Below are 19,925 nucleotides of genomic sequence, written 5' to 3' on the forward strand. Positions count from 1 at the left end.
ACGCGCGTCAGCCGTTCACCGAGCCCTTCACGGAACCCTTCACCGAACCGTTCACCGAGGCGTACGCGCGTCAGCCGTTCACCGAGCCCTTCACGGAACCGTTCACCGAACCGTTCACGGAGCCCTTCACCGAGGCCTACGCGCGTCAGCCCTTCACCGAACCGTTCACGGAGCCGTTCACCGAGCCGTTCACCGAGCCGTTCACCGAGGCGGTCGGCGGTCGCACACCCGTCCGTGCACCGGCGGCGTCCCGTCCTCGTCCCGGCCGGCGTGAGCTCGCCGAGGCGTACTGGGCCGGCTACCTGACCGCGCGGTACCACCGCGCGCAGGGGCGCTGAGCGCGTGACGGTCACGGCCGGGCGTCCGGGGGGCGGGCGCGCAGGGAGCACGTCGGGACGCGGGCTGCGCCTCGTGCACGCGGCCACCGGCGGCGCGGCGGGCGGCGTGCGGTCCCCGGGCCGCCCCGGCGTCGACGAGGAGGGCGCGCCGGGAGCGGTGCGCCCGCTGCGCCTCGTGTGCGGGGTCGACCTCGTGCACGAGCTCGAGGAGCAGGTCCTCGAGCTGCGCGCCGACGGACCGACCGTCGCGCACCGCGCAGCGCTCGCGGACCTGCTCGTCGCCTGGGCGCAGAGCCTGGTCGGGCTGCACGGCACGCCGGTCCCGTCCGCGACGCCGGCCGTGCCGCTTCCGTGGGTGCTCGAGCCGGACCGTCTCGCCGGGCACGTGGACGGTCCGCACGCGGCGGCCGGGCGCGCGTGGGCGGTGCGGCAGCACCCGCGGGTGCGCCGTGCGCTCGCCGCCGCCCGCGCGGGCTGGGCGACGGACCGGTGGGTGCACGACTCCGGGCCCGACGCCGTGCTCGTGGTGCGGGACGCGGGGAGCGGCGACGGCTCGCTCCTGCCGGTGCCGGGCGGGTCAGCGGACCTCGCGGGGACGTCGGCCGTCCGCGGTCCGGCGGACGGCGCCTGCGACGCCGCCGCGGCCGCGGCCGCCCAAGCCGTCCAGGTCGTCGATGCCGTCCCCACCTCCGAGGCCGTCGACGCGGTTCAGGCAGTCGGCGCCGTCGACCCCCTCGACGCCGTCGACGCCGTCGACGCCGCGGAGCGTGCCGGGCGCCGTCCCGTCCTGCGCGCGCGCCTCGTCGGGGCCGGCCGCGGCGATCCCCGCTGGGACGTCGCCACGGCGCTCGACTGGCTCGCTGTGCACCTCGCCCCGGCGCTCGACCCGGCGTGGGACCTCGACCCGGTGGCCGGCTTCATGCGCGCGTACCGGGCGCACGGTGGCGACGCCGAGCCCGACCGCGCGCTCGCCGTGGCCCGCACCGTCGCCACGGCTGCCGCGTGGAGCGACGCGCTCGACGAGCGGACGGAGGACCCGGACGACGACGATCTCGCCTGGGTCGCCGGCCTGTGGGCGCGGCCGCTCGCGCTCCTGGCGCCGAGGTGAGCCGGGTCGACACGCCCCCTCGCCGCAGGCCCGCGCCCCGGTAGGGCTCCGCGCACGCACCGGGTCCGCAGGGGGGACCACGTGCGTCGCGTCGGCGCCCGGACGCACGAGAGCCCGGTCCGCAGGGACCGGGCTCTCGTGGCGTGCAGTGCGGGGACGGAGGTCAGGCGGCCTCGCCGTCCTCCTCGGTCAGGTTCCGCGTGCGGTTCTGGTCCACGAGGATGCCGGGGCCGTTCGTCGTCGAGAACGTCGCCTTCGCGATGTAGCGACCCTTCGACGAGGCGGGCTTCAGACGGTTGACCTCCTCGAGCGCGGCCGCGTAGTTCTCGACGAGCTGCACGTCGGAGAACGAGACCTTGCCGATGATGAAGTGCAGGTTCGCGTGCTTGTCGACGCGGAACTCGATCTTGCCGCCCTTGATCTCGGTGACAGCCTTCGCCACGTCCATCGTGACCGTGCCGGTCTTCGGGTTCGGCATGAGACCACGCGGGCCCAGGACCTTGCCCAGTCGACCGACCTTGCCCATGAGGTCGGGCGTCGCGACGGCGGAGTCGAAGTCGGTGTACCCGGCCGCGACCTTCTCGATCAGCTCGTCGCCACCGACCTCGTCGGCACCGGCGGCACGCGCCTGCTCGGCACGCTCACCCGTCGCGAAGACGATGACGCGGGCCGTCTTGCCCGTGCCGTGCGGCAGGTTGACGGTGCCGCGGACCATCTGGTCGGCCTTGCGGGGGTCGACGCCGAGACGGAACGCGACCTCGACGGTCGAGTCGTACTTGGTGGTCGCCGTCGCCTGCGCGAGACGCACGGCGTCGAGCGGGGCGTAGAGGCGGCCGGCCTCGATCTTCTCGGCGGCGGTGCGGTACGCCTTGCTGTGCTTGCTCATCTGCTCTCCTTGGCTGGCAGTCGTGGTCGTCGGGCCGCACAGGGCCCTGCCACTGGTCCTTCTCGGGTGGTGCGTGCGGGTGGTGCTGCTCCGGCCCGGGGGCCGGGGTGGGTCGAGGTCAGCCCTCGACCTTGATGCCCATCGAGCGGGCGGTGCCGGCGATGATCTTCTCGGCGGCGGCCACGTCGTTGGCGTTGAGGTCGACGAGCTTCGTCTGCGCGATCTCGGTGACCTGCGCGGCCGTCAGGGTCGCGACCTTGACGGTGTGCGGGGTCGGCGAGCCCTTGGCGACGCCGGCGGCCTTCTTGATGAGCTCCGCGGCGGGCGGGGTCTTCGTGATGAACGTGAAGGACCGGTCCTCGTAGACCGTGATCTCCACGGGGACCACGTCACCGCGCTGCGACTCGGTGGCCGCGTTGTACGCCTTGCAGAACTCCATGATGTTGACGCCGTGCTGACCGAGCGCCGGACCGATCGGCGGCGCAGGGGTGGCCGCGCCGGCCTTGATCTGGAGCTTGATCAGGCCGGTGACCTTCTTCTTGGGGGGCATGATGCCTTCCGTTCGTGTCGTGGGCCGACGCCGTGGGCGATGACCCGGTTGCAGTGCGGCCCGGCGGTGCCGGGCCCGCAGGTGTGCCGCTCGGTCAGATCTTGGCGACCTGGCCGAACGACAGCTCGACCGGGGTCTCCCGGCCGAAGATGGAGACGAGCACCTTGAGCTTCTGGCTCTCGGGGTTGATCTCGGAGATCGTCGCGGGCAGCGTGTCGAACGGGCCGTCGGTGACGGTCACGGACTCGCCGACCGTGAAGTCGACCTTGATCTCCGCGGCGGCGGCCTTCGTGCCGGCCTTCGGGGCCGCCGGCGCGAGCGACGGAGCGAGCATCGAGAAGACCTCGTCCAGCGTGAGCGGGACGGGCTGGTGCGTGTGCCCGACGAAGCCCGTCACGCCCGGCGTGTGGCGCACGGCGCCCCACGACTCGTCGGTCAGGTCCATGCGCACGAGGACGTAGCCGGGGATCCGGACGCGGCGCACGACCTTGCGCTGCGCGTTCTTGATCTCCGTCACCTCCTCCATGGGGACCTCCACCTGGTGGATGTAGTCCTCCATGTTGAGGCTCTGGGTGCGGTTCTCGAGGTTCGCCTTCACGCGGTTCTCATAACCCGCGTAGGAGTGGATGACGTACCAGTCGCCGGGCTGCGAGCGCAGCTGGGCCTTGAACGCGGCGATCGGGTCCTCGTCGACGTCGGGCTCGTCGTCCTCGACCTCGTCGACGGGCTCGGCGTCGTCCTCGTCCTGCTCGACCGGCTCGTCGTCCTCGGCCTCGTCCTGCTCGGCCGGCTCGTCGTCCTCGGCCTCGTCGGCCGGCTCGTCGTCCTCGGCCTCGTCGTCAGCGCGCTTGGCGCCGTCGGCGGCACCGGTCGTGGCGGTGTCCTCGTCGGACGCGGGGTCGGCAGTGCCCGCTGCGGGCGCCTCGACCGCCGAGATCGACGCCAGGGCGTCCTCGAGCTCGGTCTCGGCAGCACCCTGCTCGGACTCGTGCGACTCGTACGTCACGTGGAAACCTGCTTTCTCGACTGTCTGTGGTGCGGACCGGCGTGCGCTGCGCGCGAGAGCCGGTGTGCTCCGGCGCGGAGCCGGAGGTGCGGTCGCCTGCGGTCAGGCGCCGAAGACCCAGAAGGTCAGGCGGCCGACCCCGAGGTCGACCAGGGTCACGAACGCCATGACGACCGCGACGAACGCCAGCACGACGCCCGTGTACGTCACGAGCTCGGAGCGCGTCGGGCGCACGACCTTCTTGAGCTCGGCGACGACCTGGCGGAAGAACAGCGCGACGCGGGCGACGAAGCCCCGACGGGCTGTCTCGGTGCTCGCGGGCTTCGGGCGCTCGGTGCGCGGCGCCGAGCCCTCGGCGCCGGACGCCGCTGCCGGTGCGGATTCGCTCACAGCTGTCCCCTACGTGTGTCGTGTGGCACCGACGCCCGTGAGGTGCAGCGCCGGACCGTCGCTTTGCCGGACCCAGCTGGGCGCCGGACCGTGACCATGCGCAGGGCAGGCGAGACTCGAACTCGCAACCGCCGGTTTTGGAGACCGGTGCGCTACCAATTGCGCCACTGCCCTACGGCGTTCTCCGTCGCCACGACCAGCACCTGCGCGCGCAGCGGTCCTGGTGGGAACCACTCGTGGGCACGGCTCATCATGGCGGACGTCAACCGCCGGGGAACCACTGTACGCGACGAGCGGCGCAGGGTCGAACCCGACGCGATCGAGGCGTGCTCGCGGCCTCGGCGGCCCCGCGGAGCGTCGGTCCGGGCAGGGCGCCCCACCCCCAGCCCGGACCGCACCCACGACCCGACCGGTGGCCGGGACGCCCGGCGGCCGGTCGCCCGCGTCTGCCAAGATGACGCCTGTGAGCCAGCACACACCCGCCCAGCCCGCGTCCGCCCGCTCGCGCGTCTCCGCGCGCATCGCCGCCATCGCCCCGTCCGCGACGCTCGCGGTCGACGCCAAGGCGAAGGCGCTCAAGGCCGCCGGACGCCCGGTGATCGGGTTCGGCGCGGGCGAGCCGGACTTCCCGACGCCCGACTACATCGTCGAGGCCGCCGTCGCCGCCGCGCACGACCCGGTCAACCACCGCTACACGCCGGCCGCGGGGCTGCCCGCGCTGCGCGAGGCGGTCGCCGCGAAGACGCTGCGCGACTCGGGCTACGCCGTCGACGCGTCCGCGGTGCTCGTCACGAACGGCGGCAAGCAGGCCGTCTACCAGGCGTTCGCGACCGTCGTGGACCCGGGCGACGAGGTCCTGCTGCCCGCGCCGTACTGGACGACGTACCCCGAGGCGGTCCGGCTCGCGGGCGGCGTGCCCGTCGAGGTGTTCGCGGGCGCCGACCAGGAGTACCTCGTGACGGTCGAGCAGCTCGAGGCCGCGCGCACCGAGCGCACCAAGGTCCTGCTGTTCTGCTCGCCGTCGAACCCGACCGGCGCGGTGTACTCCCCCGAGCAGACCGCGGAGATCGGGCGCTGGGCGCTCGAGCACGGCATCTGGGTGCTGACCGACGAGATCTACGAGCACCTCGTGTACGACGACGCGCAGTTCACGCCGATCGTGCGCGCGGTGCCCGAGCTCGCCGACACGACGATCGTGCTCAACGGCGTCGCCAAGACCTACGCGATGACGGGCTGGCGGGTCGGCTGGATGATCGGCCCGGCCGACGTCATCAAGGCCGCGACGAACCTGCAGTCGCACCTCACGTCCAACGTCGCGAACGTCTCCCAGCGCGCCGCCGTCGCGGCGCTCACGGGCGACCTGTCCGCGGCGCACGCGATGCGGACGGCGTTCGACCGTCGGCGCCGGACGATGGTCGAGATGCTCGGCACCATCGACGGCGTGCGGATCCCGGTGCCCAAGGGCGCGTTCTACGCCTACCCGTCGGTCGAGGGCGTGCTCGGCCGGACGATCCGGGGCGTGACGCCGACGACGTCGGCCGAGCTCGCGGCGCTGATCCTCGAGCAGGCGGAGGTCGCGGTCGTACCCGGTGAGGCGTTCGGGCCGAGCGGGTTCCTGCGCCTGTCGTACGCGCTCGGGGACGACGACCTCGCCGAGGGCGTCGGCCGCATCCAGGCGCTGCTCGCCGACGCCGACTGACCCGTCCGCGGCACCCGCCGCCCGCACGTCCGACAGGTCCGCCCGACGGCGGCATGCCCGGGTCCGGTGCGCCGCCGGGCGCTCCAGCGCCGGGCGCTCACGGCTCGTGCCCGTGTCCGCTCGTGCCCGTGTCCACCGAGCGGTGGACACAGGCACCGTCGTGCGGTGGCTACCGGTGCCGCCGTCGCGGGGCCACGCTGGAGCCATGACCCCCACCGACCTGGCCCTCGAGGCCCGCGGCCTGCGCAAGCGCTACGGCGACAAGCAGGCCGTCGACGGCCTCGACCTCGCCGTGCACCGCGGCGAGATCTTCTCCGTCCTCGGCCCGAACGGCGCCGGCAAGACGACGACCGTCGAGATCCTCGAGGGCTACCGCGAGCGCGACGGCGGCGAGGTGCGCGTGCTCGGCGAGGACCCGCAGACCGCTGGGCGCGAGTGGCGCTCGCGCATCGGCGTCGTGCTGCAGGACACCCGTGACCTCGCCGAGGCGAACGTCGGGGAGCTCGTCCGGCACTTCGCGGCGTACTACCCCCGTCCGCACGACCCCGAGCACGTGATCGACCTCGTCGGGCTGCGCGACAAGGTCCGCACGCGCGTGCGGCAGCTGTCCGGGGGCCAGCGGCGGCGGCTCGACGTCGCGCTCGGCATCGTCGGGCGGCCCGAGCTGCTGTTCCTCGACGAGCCGACCACGGGCTTCGACCCCGAGGCCCGGCGCTCGTTCTGGGACCTCGTGCGCGACCTGCGCGACCAGGGCACGACGATCCTGCTGACGACGCACTACCTCGACGAGGCCGAGCAGCTCGCGGACCGCGTCGCGGTCGTGCAGGACGGGCGGGTCGTGGCGCTCGACCGGCCGTCCGAGCTCGGGGGACGCGCGGCGCGGCTCGCCGTCGTCCGCTGGGTCGAGGACGGCGTCCCGCGCGAGATCCGCACCGACGAGCCGACCCGCACCGTCGTCGAGCTCGCCGGCCGCTGGGCCGACGCCCGCGGCTCGGCGGCCCCGCTCGAGGTGCCCGGGCTGCAGGTCCTGCACCCGAGCCTCGAGGACGTCTACCTCGCGCTGATCGGCGTCGAGACCTCCGTCGCACCCGTCGTCCCGACCCTGCAGGGGAGCACCCGATGACCGCCGCGACCGCCCCGACGACCCGGTCCGAGCTCGCACGCCCGGAGGCGCTGCCCGGCACGCTGCACCTCGGGCTCGTGCGCGCGCGGCTCGAGCTGCGGCAGTACTTCCGCGAGCGCGACGCGGTCGTGTTCATCTTCCTGTACCCGGTGATCATGCTCGCGATCTTCGCGACGGTCTTCGGGCAGGACGGCGCACGCGTCGGGCCCGACGGGGGCACCGTGCCGTTCGCGCAGTACTTCCTGCCCGGCATGGTCGCGACCGGCGTGATGCTCTCGAGCTTCCAGTCGCTCGCGATCACGATCGCCGTCGAGCGCGACGAGGGTGGGCTCAAGCGGCTGCGCGGGACCCCGCTGCCGGCGGCGGCGTACTTCCTCGGCAAGGTCGGGCAGGTGCTCGTCGCCTCGGCGCTCCAGCTCGCGCTCCTGCTCGCGGTCGCCGGGCTCCTGTTCGACGTCGCGCTGCCGACCGCCCCCGACCGCTGGTTCACGTTCGCGTGGGTGTTCCTGCTCGGGACGGCCGCGGGCTCGGTCCTCGGGGTCGCGTTCTCCTCGGTCCCGCGCACCGGGCGCAGCGCGAGCGCCGTCGTGACGCCCGTCGTCCTGGTGCTGCAGTTCGTCTCGGGCGTGTTCTTCATGTACGACGCGCTGCCGACCTGGATGCAGCAGATCGCGTCGGTGTTCCCGCTCAAGTGGATGGCGCAGGGCATGCGGTCGGTGTTCCTGCCCGACACCTACCTGCCGATGGAGGTCGCCGGCTCGTGGGAGCACCCGATGACCGCGCTCGTGCTCGCGGTGTGGGCCGTCGTCGGTCTCGTCCTCGGGGTCCGCACGTTCCGCTGGACGCGGCGTGACGCGGGCTGACGAGCCGCGCGCCGAGCGGCCGGCCGCTGCCCCCACGGGTGGCGACCGGCCCATCGGCGCGCACGGGGCGCTGCACCGGATGGGCCTCGCGCAGGCCGACGCCACCGACCCGGCCGACCGGCCCGCGCGGCGCCCGGGCGCCGAGCGCGCGGAGTTCTGGGCCCGCACGCTGCGCGGGTGGGACGTCGCGTTCTACGTGATGGTCGCGATCGCCTGCGCGTCGTTCCTGTTCGACGGCCACGACCCGGCGGAGACGACGGTCTCGTTCGCCGCGATGGCCCTGCTCGCGACCGCGTACACCGCGATCGGGCGCCGGGCCGCGCTGCGGGGGGACGCCCGGCTCGCGCACACCTACCTCGCGGTGCTCGTCGTCGTCGTCGTGCTCGTCGTCCGCCTCGAGCCCATGGGGACGCTGCTGCTGTTCATCGCCTACTCCCAGATCTGGTTCTTCTGCCAGCGCCGGACCACCGCGGCGGCCATCGCGCTGGTGCTCGCCGTCGGAGCATCGGTCGCGATGGGCCTGCGCGGCTGGGCCGACCGCGCGCAGTGGGTCGAGATCGCCGGGCAGATGGGCATCGGCCTGATGTTCAGCGTGCTCCTCGGGCTGTGGATCACGCAGATCGCCGAGCAGAGCGAGGAGCGCGCCGGCCTCATCGAGCGCCTCGAGGCCGCGCAGGCCGAGCTCGCCGCGACGAACCACGCCGCGGGGGTGCTCGCCGAGCGCGAGCGGCTGGCGCAGGAGATCCACGACACGCTCGCCCAGGGGTTCACGAGCGTCGTGATGCTCGCGCAGGCGGCCGGCGCCGAGCTCGACCGTGGGGCGGTCGACGCGACGCGGGGCCGGGTCGAGCAGATCGAGGACGTCGCACGCGAGAACCTCGCCGAGGCGCGGGCGCTCGTCGCCGCGTTCGGACCCGCCGGGCTGCAGCAGCAGGGTCTGCGCGACGCGCTCACCCGCCTCGCCGAGCGGTTCGCCGCCGAGACCGGCGTCCAGGTCGACGTGGACCTCGGGCAGGACGCACCGCTCTCGCGCGACACCGAGGTCGTGCTGCTGCGGGGTGCGCAGGAGGCGCTCGCGAACGTGCGCAAGCACGCCGACGCCCGGCGCGTGCGGCTGCGGCTCGGCGTCGACGACGGAAGCGTCGAGCTCGAGGTGCACGACGACGGCCGCGGCATGCCGCCCGAGATGAGCCGCGGCGTCGGTCTGCGCGGGATGCACGAGCGCGTGCGCGCGGGCGGCGGGACGCTCGACGTCGGCGCGGCGCCGGGCGGCGGGACGCGGGTGCTCGTGCGGATGCCCGCGGCGGGGGTCGACGGGGGCGGGGGTGCCCCAGCCGGGGGTGCCGGGGGTGCCGGGGTCGGCGGTGCGGCAGTCGGCGGTGGCGCGGTCGGTGATGCGGCGATCGGCGACGCGGCGGTCGAGGGTGCCGGGGTCGGCGGAGAGGGCGCGGGCGATACTGGCGCCCGGTCCGCGAGCGCCGCGGCCCCGGCCGGCCGACCCGGAGGAGCATCGTGAACCCCGTCCGCGTCCTGGTCGTCGACGACCACCCCGTCGTGCGCTCGGGGCTCACCGGGCTACTCGCCGCCGAGCCGGACATCGAGGTGGTCGGCGAGGCCGCGGACGGGCAGGCGGCGGTCGACGCCGCCCGCGCACTCCGGCCCGACCTCGTGCTGATGGACCTGCGCATGCCGGTGCTGGACGGCGCCGCCGCGACCGCCCGCATCCGCGCCGAGACGCCGTCCGTGCACGTGCTGGTGCTCACGACGTACGAGACCGACACCGACATCCTGCGGGCCGTCGAGGCCGGGGCGACCGGCTACCTGCTCAAGGACACCCCGCGCGAGCAGCTCGTCGCCGGGGTGCGGGCCGCCGCGCGCGGGGAGTCGGCGCTCTCCCCCACGGTCGCCCGCCGGCTCGTCGAGCAGCTCCGGTCCGACCGTGACCGGCTCAGCGCGCGCGAGCTCGAGGTGCTCGCGGGCGTGGCGCGTGGGCTGTCGAACGCGGCGATCGGGCGCGAGCTGTTCATCGCCGAGGCGACCGTCAAGACGCACCTGCTGCGCACGTTCACCAAGCTCGGGGTCGACGACCGCACGCGCGCGGTCACCATCGCGATCCAGCGCGGGATCCTGCCGGCGCCCTGACCGGGCGTGCGCCGGTGCGGCATCGGCAGGGGGGCTACAGGGGACGCAAGGTTGCCGGGCTGCGGCGACGCGGGTTGCGGGGCAGCGGCGACGCGGGGTCGCAGGGACGCGGAGCTGCCGGGCTGTGGCGACGCGGGGACCGGGGCTGCGTGGAGCCGTCGTCGCGCGGCTGCCGGCGACGCCGTCAGGGCCGGTGCGGCGCTGCTGCCGACCGCCTCGGCGGCGTCCGCCCGTCACCCGGACGAGGGCCGGAGGCGGCGGCCACCCGGGGTCCCGGACTCCCGCGGATGTCGTTCGTGCCCCGATACTGTGCGGTATGCCCGAAAGCCTGAGCATCGTCGCCGGCGGCACCGCTGCCGTCGTCATGCTCGGCGTGGGCGTCTCCGTGATCTTCGCCGAGCCGAACGGACCCCGCGGCGCCGTCGCCGAGCCGATGGTCGTGACCGTCCCGCCCGTGATCGACCCCGCGCCCGCCTCGCCGCCCGGGTCCGCCGGGCAGCCGGCCGCGCGCGCAGGCGAGGGCGACGACCTCGACGCCGGGGACGACGCAGGACCGGCCGTCGAGGTGCCGGCGATCGCGCTCCGGCCGGAGGCGGCGTCGATGTCGGGGAGGTCGGCGGCGGTGCGTCAGGACGACGCAGCGCACGCCCGTCGCGCGGCTGCCGGGTCGGCGCAGGGCGGGCGAGCGGCGCGGGTCACCGGCGCGGCGGCGGACGAGGCGCGGTCGCGTGCTGTTCCCCCGGGCCCGACGGCGGCGGACGCGACGTCGCGGCCGTGGGGCGGAGCGGAGCGGTCGACCGGTGCGACGCCACGGTCGGTGCGGTCGTCCGAGCGCGCGGCAGAGGCGGAGGCGGACGGCCGAGGCGAGCGCACCTGGTCGGCGCGGTGGTCGAGCGACGCGGCCGGGACCTGGGCGCCGGGCGGCTCCCGCGGTGCGGACGAGCACGTGCACGCGTCGCGGCGCCCTGACGCGGATGCTCGCGGCCTCGCCGCATCGCGCGCGGCCGTCCGAGAGGTGCCGAGGGGCCGAGAGAGCCGGGCCGGCGAGGCCAGGAGCCCGCAGTCCCCGGCGCGACAGGCGGGGCGCTCGCACGTCCCGCCCCCGCAGGTCCCCGCGACGCGGGTCCCCGCCCCGCACGTGCCACCACGCGACGTCCCGCCGGCACAGGTTCCCCGCCCGCACGCCGCACCACGTCCGGTCCCGGCGGAGCACGCCCCCGCTCAGGCCGCGCCGGCTCATCCGCAGGCGCCCGCACCACGCACCGAGGCCGCCCCGCCTCCCCCGCCGAGCGGTCGCCACCCCGGACGCGCCGACGCACCCCGTCCGACCCGCGGCCGGGCGGACGCGACCTCCGCGCACCCTCAGACACCGGCGTCGGCCCCGCGCCACGCGGACCCTGCCCGGCCCGGCCACCAGAGCGGTCACCGTGGCGCCCCGGGCGCTGTCCCGCACGGCGGTACCCCCACCACCCACGGCGGGACGTGGTGATGCGCTCGGCCCGACGACGCCGGGGCCGCGCGCCGCACGACCGCGTCGCGCACCTGACCGTCCGCGCGCGCGTGCTCTCGGCCGTCCTGCTGCTCGCGGCGCTCGCGGTCGTCATCGCGGGCGCGACCGCGTACCTGCTGCAGGCGCAGCGCACCGACAAGCGCATCGACGACTCGCTCGTCCGCGCGATCGACGTCCTGCGCTTCGTGACCGCCGAGGGACCCGACGCCGAGCGCAACCCCGAGCTCGAGTTCACGACCGTGGCCGACCTGCTCTACGCGGCCGTGCAGCGTCGCGGGTTCACCGAGCACGAGGGCGTGCTCGCGCTCGTCGACGGCGAGCCGCGCTGGCTCGCGTCGACGTCGGTGCCGCTGCGCCTCGAGGCGGACGAGGAGCTGCTCCGCCGGCTCGCCGCGGTCTCCCCCGACGACCCCGTCGAGCTGCAGACCGTGCGCACGTCGGTGACCGAGTACCGGCTCGTCGCGATGCCCGTCTCCGTCACGGGCGACCCGCACCAGGGCCTGTTCGTCGTCGCCATCGACCGGCGGGCCGAGATCGCGACGATGTCGAAGGTCTACACCTCCTACGCGTCGGTCGCGCTGGGCTCGCTCCTCGTGATCGCGCTCGTCGCGTGGTTCGTCGTCGGGCGCCTGCTGCGGCCCGTGCGGCTGCTGCGCGACACCGCGCGGCACATCACCGAGTCGGACCTGTCGGAGCGCATCTCGGTCAGCGGCTCCGACGACCTGTCCGACCTCGCGCGCACCGTCAACGCGATGCTCGACCGCCTCCAGAACGCGTTCGGGTCGCAGCGCGAGCTGCTCGACGACGTCGGCCACGAGCTGCGCACGCCGCTGACGATCGTGCGCGGCCACCTCGAGCTGCTCGACCCGGACGACCCCGACGACGTGCGCGCGACCCAGGCGCTCGCGCTCGACGAGCTCGACCGCATGCACCGGCTCGTCAACGACCTGATGACGCTCGCGACGGCCGAGCGGCCGGACTTCGTGCGCGTCGCCCCGACCGACGTCGGGCGGCTCACGGACGACGTGCTCGACAAGGCCCGCGGGCTCGGGGACCGGCGCTGGCAGGTCGCCGCCCGGGCCGACGCGACCGTGCTCGTCGACTCCCAGCGCGTGACGCAGGCGTGGCTCCAGCTCATCGCGAACGCCGTCTCGGTGTCCGCGCCGGGCACGTGGATCCGCATCGGCAGCGAGATCCGCTCGGGCCGGGTGCTGCTGTGGGTGCGCGACGAGGGCCCCGGCGTGCCGCCCGAGGAGGAGGCGCGCATCTTCGAGCGCTTCCACCGGGGCCGCGCCGACCGCATCGGCCGCCGGGGCGACGGCGCCGGTCTGGGCCTGCCGATCGTCGCTGCGATCGCCGCGGCGCACCACGGCCGCGTGACCCTCGAACGGCCGCCGCTCGGCGCGGGCACCGGAGCCGTCTTCGTACTCGACCTGCCCGCGCTGGACCTCGTCGAAGAACCCCGCCTCACCCCCGCCGAGCTGTTGGAGCAGACATGACACAGATCCTCATCGCCGAGGACGAGGAACGCATCGCCGCGTTCATCGCCAAGGGCCTGCGGTCCGAGGGCTTCGCGACCGCGACGGTCGCGACCGGTGCGGAGGCGCTCGCGCTGGCCCGCACCGGGGAGTACGCGCTGCTGGTGCTCGACCTCGGGCTCGCCGACATGGACGGGTTCGACGTGCTGCGCCAGCTCCGCGAGACGGGGGCGCGCCTGCCGGTCATCATCCTCACGGCGCGCAGCTCGGTGACCGACACCGTGACGGGTCTCGAGTCCGGCGCCGACGACTACATGGCCAAGCCGTTCCGGTTCGAGGAGCTCCTCGCGCGCGTGCGGCTGCGGCTGCGCACCCCGCAGGTCGTCGGCGAGGTCGCGACGCTCACGCACGGGCCGCTCCAGCTCGACCTGCGCACCCGCCGGATGCGGGTCGGCTCGCAGGAGGTCGACCTGTCGGCGCGCGAGTTCGCGCTCGCCGAGACGTTCCTGCGCCACCCCGGGCACGTCCTGAGCCGCGAGCAGCTGCTCTCGCAGGTGTGGGGATACGACTTCGACCCCGGCTCGAACGTCGTCGACGTGTACGTCCGGTACCTGCGCAAGAAGCTCGGTGCCGAGCACTTCGACACCGTGCGCGGGGTCGGCTACCGGCTCGTGGACGCGACCGCGGGCGTCTGACGCAGGGCCCGGGCCGGCGCGTCCGGGCCGGCGCGCGAGGTCCGGGGCACGGCGCCGCAGCGCCGCGTCGGCGTGGGCCCGGGCGGCCGACCGCCGCGCGTCCTGGCACACTGGCGGCGTGCGAGACGTGGCCCTCCTCCCCAAGGCCCACCTCCACCTGCACTTCACCGGCTCGATGCGCACCGCGACCCTCGGCGACCTCGCCGAGCAGTCCCGGGTGCGGCTCCCCGCGGCGCTGCTCGACGGCGACCCGCTGCGGGTCCCCGCCGACGAGCGCGGCTGGTTCCGGTTCCAGCGCCTGTACGACGCGGCCCGGGCGTGCGTGCGCAGCGAGGCGGCGCTGCGCCGGATCGTCGACGAGGCGGCCGCGGACGACGCCGCCGAGGGCTCCGGCCGGCTCGAGCTGCAGGTGGACCCGACGTCGTACGCGCCGTACGTCGGCGGGCTGTCCGCGGCGCTCGAGATCATCCTCGACGAGGCCCGCGGCGCGAGCGCACGGCACGGCGTCGAGGTCGCGCTCGTCGTCGCCGCGTCGCGCATGCGCCACCCGCTCGAGGCCCGGACGCTTGCGCGGCTCGCCGCACGCCACGCGGGCGAGGGACCCGGTGAGGTCGTCGGGTTCGGGCTGAGCAACGACGAGCGGCGCGGGGACACCGAGGAGTTCGCGCCGGCGTTCGCGATCGCCCGCCGCGCGGGCCTCGCGTCCGTCCCGCACGGCGGCGAGCTGCTCGGCCCCGAGCACGTCGCGGACGTCCTGGACCACCTCGCACCCGACCGGCTCGGGCACGGCGTGCGGACCGCCGAGGACCCCGCGCTGCTCGCCCGGGTCGTCGAGAGCGGGGTCGCGCTCGAGCTGTGCCCCGCGTCGAACGTGTCGCTCGGCGTGTACCGGCAGGCGTCGGACGTCCCGCTGCGGGCGCTCGTGGACGCGGGTGCGACGATCGCGCTCGGCGCCGACGACCCGCTGCTGTTCGGCTCGCGCCTCGCGGCGCAGTACCGGACCGCGCGCGACGTGCACGGCTTCGACGACGACGCCCTCGCCGGGCTCGCGCGGGGCTCGATCCGGGCGAGCCGTGCCAGCACCGCGACGCGGGACCGGCTGCTCGCGGGCGTCGACGCGTGGCTCGCGACCCCGCCGGGCGGCCCTTCGGACCCACCGCCGGGGCACGAGGTACGAGCCGCGCCCTCGGCGACGCCGGCCGACGCGGGCTGACGCGAACGAGGCGGGACGACGCGGCGACGCGCCCGACGCCCGGCATCCCGACGGGGCCACGGCACGCTGCCCACGGACGACACCCGCCGCCGGCACCGCCCGCCGTACCGCCCGCCCGCCGCCGGCACCGCCCGCGTCAGTGCTCAGGCGCGCAGCCGCTCAGGCGCTCTCGTCGACCCACGCCCGGGTGAGGTAAGCGTCGAACCCGACGACCGCCGGCGCGGGCACCCCGTACCCCGCGGACTCGTCCACGAGCACGCGCTCGACCCCGACGAGCGACCCGTCCGCGGGGTCGACGAGCAGGATGGGCCGCACGGGCGCACCGACCTCCGACCCGACGGTGATCGCGACGGCCCGCCGCCCCGCACGGTCGAGCACCCCGCCGAGGGTCACGAGCCGCTCCTCGCCCGCGAGCGCCGACCACACCGCGGCGTCGACCCGCCCGCTGACGACCGCGCGCTCCTGCACCCGCGCCGTCCCCTCGAGCAGGCACACCGCGGTCTCGTCGGGCGTGGGCTCGCGCGCCGCGCACACGGTCCCGTCGAGCAGGCGCTCGCGCAGCACGTCGGGCGTGAGGCCGGCGAGGGTGTCGAGCGTCGGGGCGTCGCTCGCACCGGGACCGAACGTCTGCTCCTCGGGCGGCTCGGACGCCGCGCCCCCGTCGGGCAGGCGCCCGCCGACCTCGAGGGGCTCCCCCGAGCGCTCGATCATGCGCAGGGACCCGTCGGGCCGCACCCACGTGTCGACCGTGCCCGGCACGACGGCGGCGCGCGTCCCGCGGCTGTCGGTCGTGCCCTCGAACGTCCAGCGCGCGACGTGCACGTACTGCACGTCACCCGTGCGCGGCGGCTCGACCCGGGCGCTCGCCGCGTCCGCGAGCGAGGCCAGCACGGGGGCCGCCTCGTCGCCGGTCGCCTCCGCGAGCTCGGTGTCGACCACGAGCCCGTAGCTCAGCAGCGGCGGGGTGTCGGCGACCGCGCGGGGCGTGCCGAGCGGATCGGCGAGCACCGCGACGGCGACGGCCGTCACCGCGGCGACCCCGACCGCGACCCGCACCGGCAGACCGTCCCGGGTGCGGCCCGCTCGCGCGCGCACCTCGCGGGGCAGGGGCCGGCGCGACGGGTCGGGCGGGGTGCGGACGATCCGGTCGAGGGCCTCGCGTGCGGCGGGGCGCTCGTGGGCCCGGTCGAGCACGCGCTCGGGCACCGGGTTCGCGCCGCCGAGCAGCGCCCGGACCTTGTGGACCTCGTGGTCGTTCATCGGCGCCGCGGCGCGAGGCCCCGGCGCCCGGGGACCTGGTCCTCGTGCGGGGCGGAGGCGGCGTGCGGGTCGACGCCGCGCGTCGGTGCGTCGTCCTCGACCGCGTGCCCGGCCTGGACGAGCCGCTCGAGCCGGTGGCGGGCCCGGTGCAGGCGCATCGCGGCGGTCCCCGGCGAGCAGCCCAGCACGCGCCCGAGCGCGACGAGGTCCAGGCCGTCCCACGCGACGAGCTGGAGGATCTCCTGGTCGCGCGGGGCGAGCTTGCGCATGACGCTCGAGGCGAGCATCCGGTCGGTCACGATCTCGGCGGGGTCGATCTCGACGATCGGGACGCCCGCCGCGAGCCCGGCACGGACGCGCACGTCGAGCCGTGCGGCCCTCAGCCGGGCGCGCTGGGAGTTCGCGAGGATGTTGCGCGCCACGACGATGAGCCACGCGGTGCGCGCGTCGGGCTCCTCGGGCAGGACGTCCGCGCGGTGCCACGCGACGGTCAGGGCCTGGGCGGCGACGTCCTCGGCGACGTGCCAGTCGGTGCGGCGGGCCGCGTACCCGAGCACGACGGGGTACAGCTCGGCGAACATCGCCGCGAACTGGTCCTCGTCCACGTGCAGCCCCTTCGTGACCTCAGGGGCGAGTGTAGGCACACCCCCGCGGCCGCGGGAGCGTCGGGCGCGCGTCAGCAGCTCGTCGCGGTCGCGTTCTGGATCAGGGACCGCGCACCGGCGAGCCAGCCGCCGACGGCCTGGTTGCGGGTCCAGGGCCCCGCGCACACGCTGCGCCCGCCGCCGCCCGCGGTCTCGTAGAACGTCGACCGCTTCGACCGCTTGTTCGCGTACGAGCCGATCGGCACCGCCGGGAGCCCGATCACGGCGCCGGGCTGGTTGAACTGGAAGAGCGTCCCGCCGTAGAGCGAGGCGGTCCAGATGCACGTGGTGCCGGACGCGCAGTCGCTGTACGAGAGGGTCCCGACCTCGGCGCGCGTCACGAGCACCGCGCCGCCCTGCAGGCTCACGGTCTCGAGGACCCGGTGGCCGGGGTCGGCGGCGGGCTCCTCCTCGGGCAGCACCGGGGCCGCGCCGAGGACGAGCGAGGCGATGCCGAGGAGAGCGGTCAGCATCGTGCGGCGGTCCCGCGCGCTCCCGAGCGAACGGTGCAGCGCGCGGGAGGCGGAGCGTGCCCAGTCCAGGAAGATGCCCATACCTACACCATGTCCGACATCGACCGGTTCTCACCAGGGGATACCCGGGAATCTCGGACCGGGGTGCCGTCGGGGTCGTCCAGGCTCGCGTTCACGAGGACGGGCTCGGGCTCGAGCTCGATCCCGAAGCGCGCCCGCACGCCGTCGCGCACCGAGCGGGCCAGCGCGAGGACGTCCCCGGCGCGCGCGCCGCCCCGGTTCGTCAGGGCCAGCGTGTGCTTGGTCGAGACCGCCGCCGGACCCGGCAGCCCGTGCCCCCGCCCGAACCCCGCCTGCTCGATGAGCCACGCGGCGCTCGTCTTGGTGCGCCCGTCGCCCGTCGGGTAGCGCGGCGCCGCCTCGGGCAGCAGCGCCGCGACCTGCGCGTCGAGCACGGGGTTGGTGAAGAACGACCCGGCGCTCGCGGTGTCCGGGTCGGCCGGGTCGAGGACCATGCCCTTGCCGCCGCGCAGCGCGAGCACCGCGGCGCGGACGTCCGCGAGCGGCGCGCGCTCCCCGACCTGCACGCCGAGCGTGCGGGCGAGCTCGGCGTACGCGATCGGCTCCGACAGCGGGCCGATGCGGAGCTGGAACGTCACGTCGAGCACCACGTAGCGCGGCGTGGGACCCCACGGCGAGCGGGGGTCGCCCTCGACGGGACGCATCGAGCGCTTGAGCAGCGACGTGCGGTACCCGAACGCCAGGTCGACGAGCGGCAGCGTCCGCACGCGCGCGCGTCCGCGGTCCCACACGCGCACCACCGAGATGGTCTGCGCGACCTCCTGGCCGTACGCGCCGACGTTCTGCACGGGCGTCGCACCGGTCGAGCCGGGGATGCCGGAGAGCGCCTCGATGCCGACGAGCCGCGTCGCGACCGCGTGCGCGACGACGTCGTCCCACGGTGTCCCGGCCGGGACCGTGACGGTGACGCCGGCGCACGCCGAGGCGTCGGGCGTCTCGACGCCGGTCCGCACGTCGCGCACGACGACGCCGTCGAACCCCGCGTCGCCGACCAGCAGGTTCGAGCCGCCGCCGAGCACGAGCAGCGGCTCGCCGGCGTCGTCCGCCGCGCGGACCGCGTCGACCAGCTCGGCCTCGGTGCTCGTCTCGACGTAGCGCCCGACCGGACCGCCGACGCCGAGCGTCGTGAGCGCGGCGAGCGTGGGCACGGAGGCGGCTGTCGTCACCGTGTCAGGTTATCGGTCGGCGGGACGTCCGCCGGGGCGCCGTCCGCCGGGGCCGCGTGCTGCGCCGCCGGCTCGGTGGGCGCGGCCGCCCGCACGACCAGCAGCCCGACGAGCACCGGGACCGCGATCGCGAGCAGCGCCTGGCGGTACCCGATCTGGTCCGCGAGCAGCCCGAGCAGCGGGGGCCCGGCCAGGAACGCGGAGTACCCGACGGTCGAGACGACGCTCACCCGCGCCGCGGCGCGCAGCGGGTCGTCGCTCGCCGCCGACATGCCGACCGGGAACCCGAGCGCGGCGCCCATCCCCCACAGCACGACGCCGACGAGCGCGAGCCACAGCATCGTGTCGGGGACGAGCCCGAAGACGAGGAGGCCGACGAGCGAGAGCGCCGCGCACAGCCGGAGCACGGTCACGCGCCCGTACCGGTCGAGGAGGTTCGTGCCGAGGAAGCGCATCGCCGTCATCGCCGCGACGAACACGCCGAACACGAGCGCGCCGACGGTGTCGTCGGTCCCGAAGCCGTCGACGACCGCGAGCGCGACCCAGTCGTTCGCGGAGCCCTCGGTGAGCGCGGCCGCGAGCACGACGAGGCCGATGAGCAGCGTGCGGGGCTCGAGCCAGGCGCCGAACGCCCGGCGGGCGACCGCCCCGGTGCTCGAGTCGGCGTGCTCGGCGTGGCCGGCCGCCGGGAGGAAGCGCCGGACGCACCACGCGACCCCGATGCAGGAGACGACGAGCACGGCGGGCAGGTGCACGTGCACCGGCACGTCGAGCCGCGCGGCGAGGGCCGCGAGACCGGCCGCGACGACCGTCCCGAGCGAGAACCCCGCGTGGTAGCGGGGCATGACGGTGCGCCCGAGCCGCTGCTCGACGATCGCGCCCTCGAGGTTCATCGCCGCGTCCCAGACCCCGGTGCCGACGCCGAAGACGACGAGCCCCGCGCCGACCACGACCGCGTTGCCCATGGCGACGCCCGCGGATGCGATGACGAGCCCGGTCGCGTTGACGAGCGCGAACCCGAGCACGGTGCGCGCGGCGCCGAGCCGCGTGACGATGACGCCGGAGAGCGGCAGCGACACGAGCGACCCGACCGAGCCGACGAGCAGGAGCACGCCCATCTGCGCCGGGGTCAGGCCCAGCCCGTCGCGCACCGCGGGCAGGCGCGAGGCCCAGCTCGAGAAGTGCGCGCCGTTGAGGACGAAGACGAGGAACACGGCGAACGACGCCGCCCGGACGCGTGCGGGGTCGACGGCCGGTGCGCCGGTGACGTGCGGGGTGCTCGACATGGGTCGGTCGGCTC

The 19,925-nt window shown here is 75.7% G+C and carries 18 protein-coding genes, 1 tRNA gene and 1 pseudogene; 10 read left to right on the plus strand and 10 right to left on the minus strand.

Annotation, left to right across the window (positions count from 1 at the left end; all coding sequences use genetic code 11):
* Together CCE01nite_RS21515 and CCE01nite_RS01375 are read left to right on the plus strand one after the other, a co-directional pair.
* Positions 1-338, plus strand: a pseudogene (locus CCE01nite_RS21515) (hypothetical protein); the annotation flags it as partial.
* Positions 339-411: 73 nt separating this feature from the next.
* Positions 412-1,446 carry a hypothetical protein gene (locus CCE01nite_RS01375; protein ID WP_141371872.1) on the plus strand — a complete coding sequence of 345 codons (1,035 nt, stop codon included), beginning with the start codon at positions 412-414 and terminating at the stop codon, positions 1,444-1,446.
* Between the two features lie 163 nt (positions 1,447-1,609).
* On the opposite strand, the gene rplA is transcribed toward CCE01nite_RS01375, so the two are convergent.
* The 5 genes from rplA to CCE01nite_RS01400 form a co-directional block, all read right to left on the minus strand.
* Positions 1,610-2,332, minus strand: coding sequence for a 50S ribosomal protein L1 (rplA, locus tag CCE01nite_RS01380; RefSeq protein WP_034634941.1), 723 nt, complete (start codon positions 2,330-2,332; stop codon positions 1,610-1,612).
* Positions 2,333-2,450: 118 nt separating this feature from the next.
* Complete coding sequence (rplK, locus tag CCE01nite_RS01385) at positions 2,451-2,882, minus strand: 50S ribosomal protein L11 (RefSeq protein WP_034634943.1); 432 nt, start codon at positions 2,880-2,882, stop codon at positions 2,451-2,453.
* A 94-nt stretch (positions 2,883-2,976) separates the two neighbouring features.
* Positions 2,977-3,888 (minus strand): transcription termination/antitermination protein NusG, encoded by a 912-nt coding sequence (gene nusG, locus CCE01nite_RS01390; protein ID WP_034634946.1) that lies wholly within the window; start codon positions 3,886-3,888, stop codon positions 2,977-2,979.
* Positions 3,889-3,990: 102 nt separating this feature from the next.
* Positions 3,991-4,278, minus strand: a complete 288-nt coding sequence (gene secE, locus CCE01nite_RS01395) for a preprotein translocase subunit SecE (protein WP_034634949.1) — start codon at positions 4,276-4,278, stop codon at positions 3,991-3,993.
* Positions 4,279-4,379: 101 nt separating this feature from the next.
* Positions 4,380-4,452: transfer RNA gene (locus CCE01nite_RS01400), tRNA-Trp, on the minus strand.
* Positions 4,453-4,732: 280 nt separating this feature from the next.
* On the opposite strand from CCE01nite_RS01400, the gene CCE01nite_RS01405 reads away from it, so the two are divergent.
* The 8 genes from CCE01nite_RS01405 to CCE01nite_RS01440 all read left to right on the plus strand — a co-directional run bounded on the left by CCE01nite_RS01405 (position 4,733) and on the right by CCE01nite_RS01440 (position 15,001).
* Entirely contained in the window at positions 4,733-5,977 is a 1,245-nt protein-coding gene (locus CCE01nite_RS01405; protein WP_052104483.1) for a pyridoxal phosphate-dependent aminotransferase, read from the plus strand.
* Between the two features lie 205 nt (positions 5,978-6,182).
* Positions 6,183-7,100 carry an ABC transporter ATP-binding protein gene (locus CCE01nite_RS01410; RefSeq protein ID WP_141371873.1) on the plus strand — a complete coding sequence of 306 codons (918 nt, stop codon included), beginning with the start codon at positions 6,183-6,185 and terminating at the stop codon, positions 7,098-7,100.
* Positions 7,097-7,963 (plus strand): ABC transporter permease, encoded by an 867-nt coding sequence (locus tag CCE01nite_RS01415; protein ID WP_034634963.1) that lies wholly within the window; start codon positions 7,097-7,099, stop codon positions 7,961-7,963. The genes CCE01nite_RS01410 and CCE01nite_RS01415 overlap by 4 nt, the downstream gene beginning before the upstream one ends.
* The gene (locus tag CCE01nite_RS01420) at positions 7,950-9,479 is read left to right on the plus strand and encodes a sensor histidine kinase (RefSeq protein WP_141371874.1); all 1,530 of its coding nucleotides are present in this window, start codon (positions 7,950-7,952) and stop codon (positions 9,477-9,479) included. The genes CCE01nite_RS01415 and CCE01nite_RS01420 overlap by 14 nt, the downstream gene beginning before the upstream one ends.
* Positions 9,476-10,105, plus strand: a complete 630-nt coding sequence (locus CCE01nite_RS01425; RefSeq protein ID WP_034634966.1) for a response regulator — start codon at positions 9,476-9,478, stop codon at positions 10,103-10,105. Before CCE01nite_RS01420 ends, CCE01nite_RS01425 begins: the two co-directional genes overlap by 4 nt.
* Before the next feature lie 1,488 nt (positions 10,106-11,593).
* Positions 11,594-13,114 (plus strand): sensor histidine kinase, encoded by a 1,521-nt coding sequence (locus CCE01nite_RS01430; protein WP_052103992.1) that lies wholly within the window; start codon positions 11,594-11,596, stop codon positions 13,112-13,114.
* Positions 13,111-13,788 (plus strand): response regulator transcription factor, encoded by a 678-nt coding sequence (locus tag CCE01nite_RS01435; protein ID WP_034628727.1) that lies wholly within the window; start codon positions 13,111-13,113, stop codon positions 13,786-13,788. The genes CCE01nite_RS01430 and CCE01nite_RS01435 overlap by 4 nt, the downstream gene beginning before the upstream one ends.
* 118 nt (positions 13,789-13,906) lie before the next feature.
* Positions 13,907-15,001, plus strand: a complete 1,095-nt coding sequence (locus CCE01nite_RS01440; protein ID WP_052103994.1) for an adenosine deaminase — start codon at positions 13,907-13,909, stop codon at positions 14,999-15,001.
* Between the two features lie 159 nt (positions 15,002-15,160).
* Here CCE01nite_RS01440 and CCE01nite_RS01445 read toward each other — a convergent pair whose 3' ends face one another.
* The 5 genes from CCE01nite_RS01445 to CCE01nite_RS01465 form a co-directional block, all read right to left on the minus strand.
* The gene (locus CCE01nite_RS01445) at positions 15,161-16,261 is read right to left on the minus strand and encodes a hypothetical protein (protein WP_034628730.1); all 1,101 of its coding nucleotides are present in this window, start codon (positions 16,259-16,261) and stop codon (positions 15,161-15,163) included.
* Positions 16,258-16,866 (minus strand): RNA polymerase sigma factor, encoded by a 609-nt coding sequence (locus tag CCE01nite_RS01450; protein WP_052103995.1) that lies wholly within the window; start codon positions 16,864-16,866, stop codon positions 16,258-16,260. Before CCE01nite_RS01450 ends, CCE01nite_RS01445 begins: the two co-directional genes overlap by 4 nt.
* 71 nt (positions 16,867-16,937) lie before the next feature.
* On the minus strand, positions 16,938-17,459 hold the full coding sequence (locus tag CCE01nite_RS01455; RefSeq protein ID WP_034628732.1) for a peptidase inhibitor family I36 protein: 522 nt from the start codon (positions 17,457-17,459) through the stop codon (positions 16,938-16,940).
* A 2-nt stretch (positions 17,460-17,461) separates the two neighbouring features.
* A complete protein-coding gene (locus CCE01nite_RS01460) occupies positions 17,462-18,625 on the minus strand; it encodes a UDP-N-acetylmuramate dehydrogenase (RefSeq protein ID WP_084142612.1) in 1,164 nt (387 codons plus the stop codon).
* Positions 18,622-19,911: an MFS transporter gene (locus CCE01nite_RS01465; RefSeq protein WP_084142613.1), complete on the minus strand. Its 1,290-nt coding sequence runs from the start codon at positions 19,909-19,911 to the stop codon at positions 18,622-18,624. The genes CCE01nite_RS01460 and CCE01nite_RS01465 overlap by 4 nt, the downstream gene beginning before the upstream one ends.
* Positions 19,912-19,925: the final 14 nt, after the last annotated feature.

Source organism: Cellulomonas cellasea (assembly GCF_006538745.1).
Taxonomy (GTDB): domain Bacteria; phylum Actinomycetota; class Actinomycetes; order Actinomycetales; family Cellulomonadaceae; genus Cellulomonas_A; species Cellulomonas_A cellasea.

What these genes read in the sequence shown, in the direction of transcription:
- CCE01nite_RS01415 (WP_034634963.1), top strand. Translation starts at nt 7,097, where the DNA reads ATGACCGCCGCGACCGCCCCGACGACCCGGTCCGAGCTCGCACGCCCG.
- CCE01nite_RS01465 (WP_084142613.1), bottom strand. Translation starts at nt 19,911, where the DNA reads ATGTCGAGCACCCCGCACGTCACCGGCGCACCGGCCGTCGACCCCGCA.
- CCE01nite_RS01405 (WP_052104483.1), top strand. Translation starts at nt 4,733, where the DNA reads ATGACGCCTGTGAGCCAGCACACACCCGCCCAGCCCGCGTCCGCCCGC.
- CCE01nite_RS01410 (WP_141371873.1), top strand. Translation starts at nt 6,183, where the DNA reads ATGACCCCCACCGACCTGGCCCTCGAGGCCCGCGGCCTGCGCAAGCGC.
- rplK (WP_034634943.1), bottom strand. Translation starts at nt 2,882, where the DNA reads ATGCCCCCCAAGAAGAAGGTCACCGGCCTGATCAAGCTCCAGATCAAG.
- rplA (WP_034634941.1), bottom strand. Translation starts at nt 2,332, where the DNA reads ATGAGCAAGCACAGCAAGGCGTACCGCACCGCCGCCGAGAAGATCGAG.
- CCE01nite_RS01435 (WP_034628727.1), top strand. Translation starts at nt 13,111, where the DNA reads ATGACACAGATCCTCATCGCCGAGGACGAGGAACGCATCGCCGCGTTC.
- CCE01nite_RS01455 (WP_034628732.1), bottom strand. Translation starts at nt 17,459, where the DNA reads ATGGGCATCTTCCTGGACTGGGCACGCTCCGCCTCCCGCGCGCTGCAC.
- CCE01nite_RS01430 (WP_052103992.1), top strand. Translation starts at nt 11,594, where the DNA reads ATGCGCTCGGCCCGACGACGCCGGGGCCGCGCGCCGCACGACCGCGTC.
- CCE01nite_RS01445 (WP_034628730.1), bottom strand. Translation starts at nt 16,261, where the DNA reads ATGAACGACCACGAGGTCCACAAGGTCCGGGCGCTGCTCGGCGGCGCG.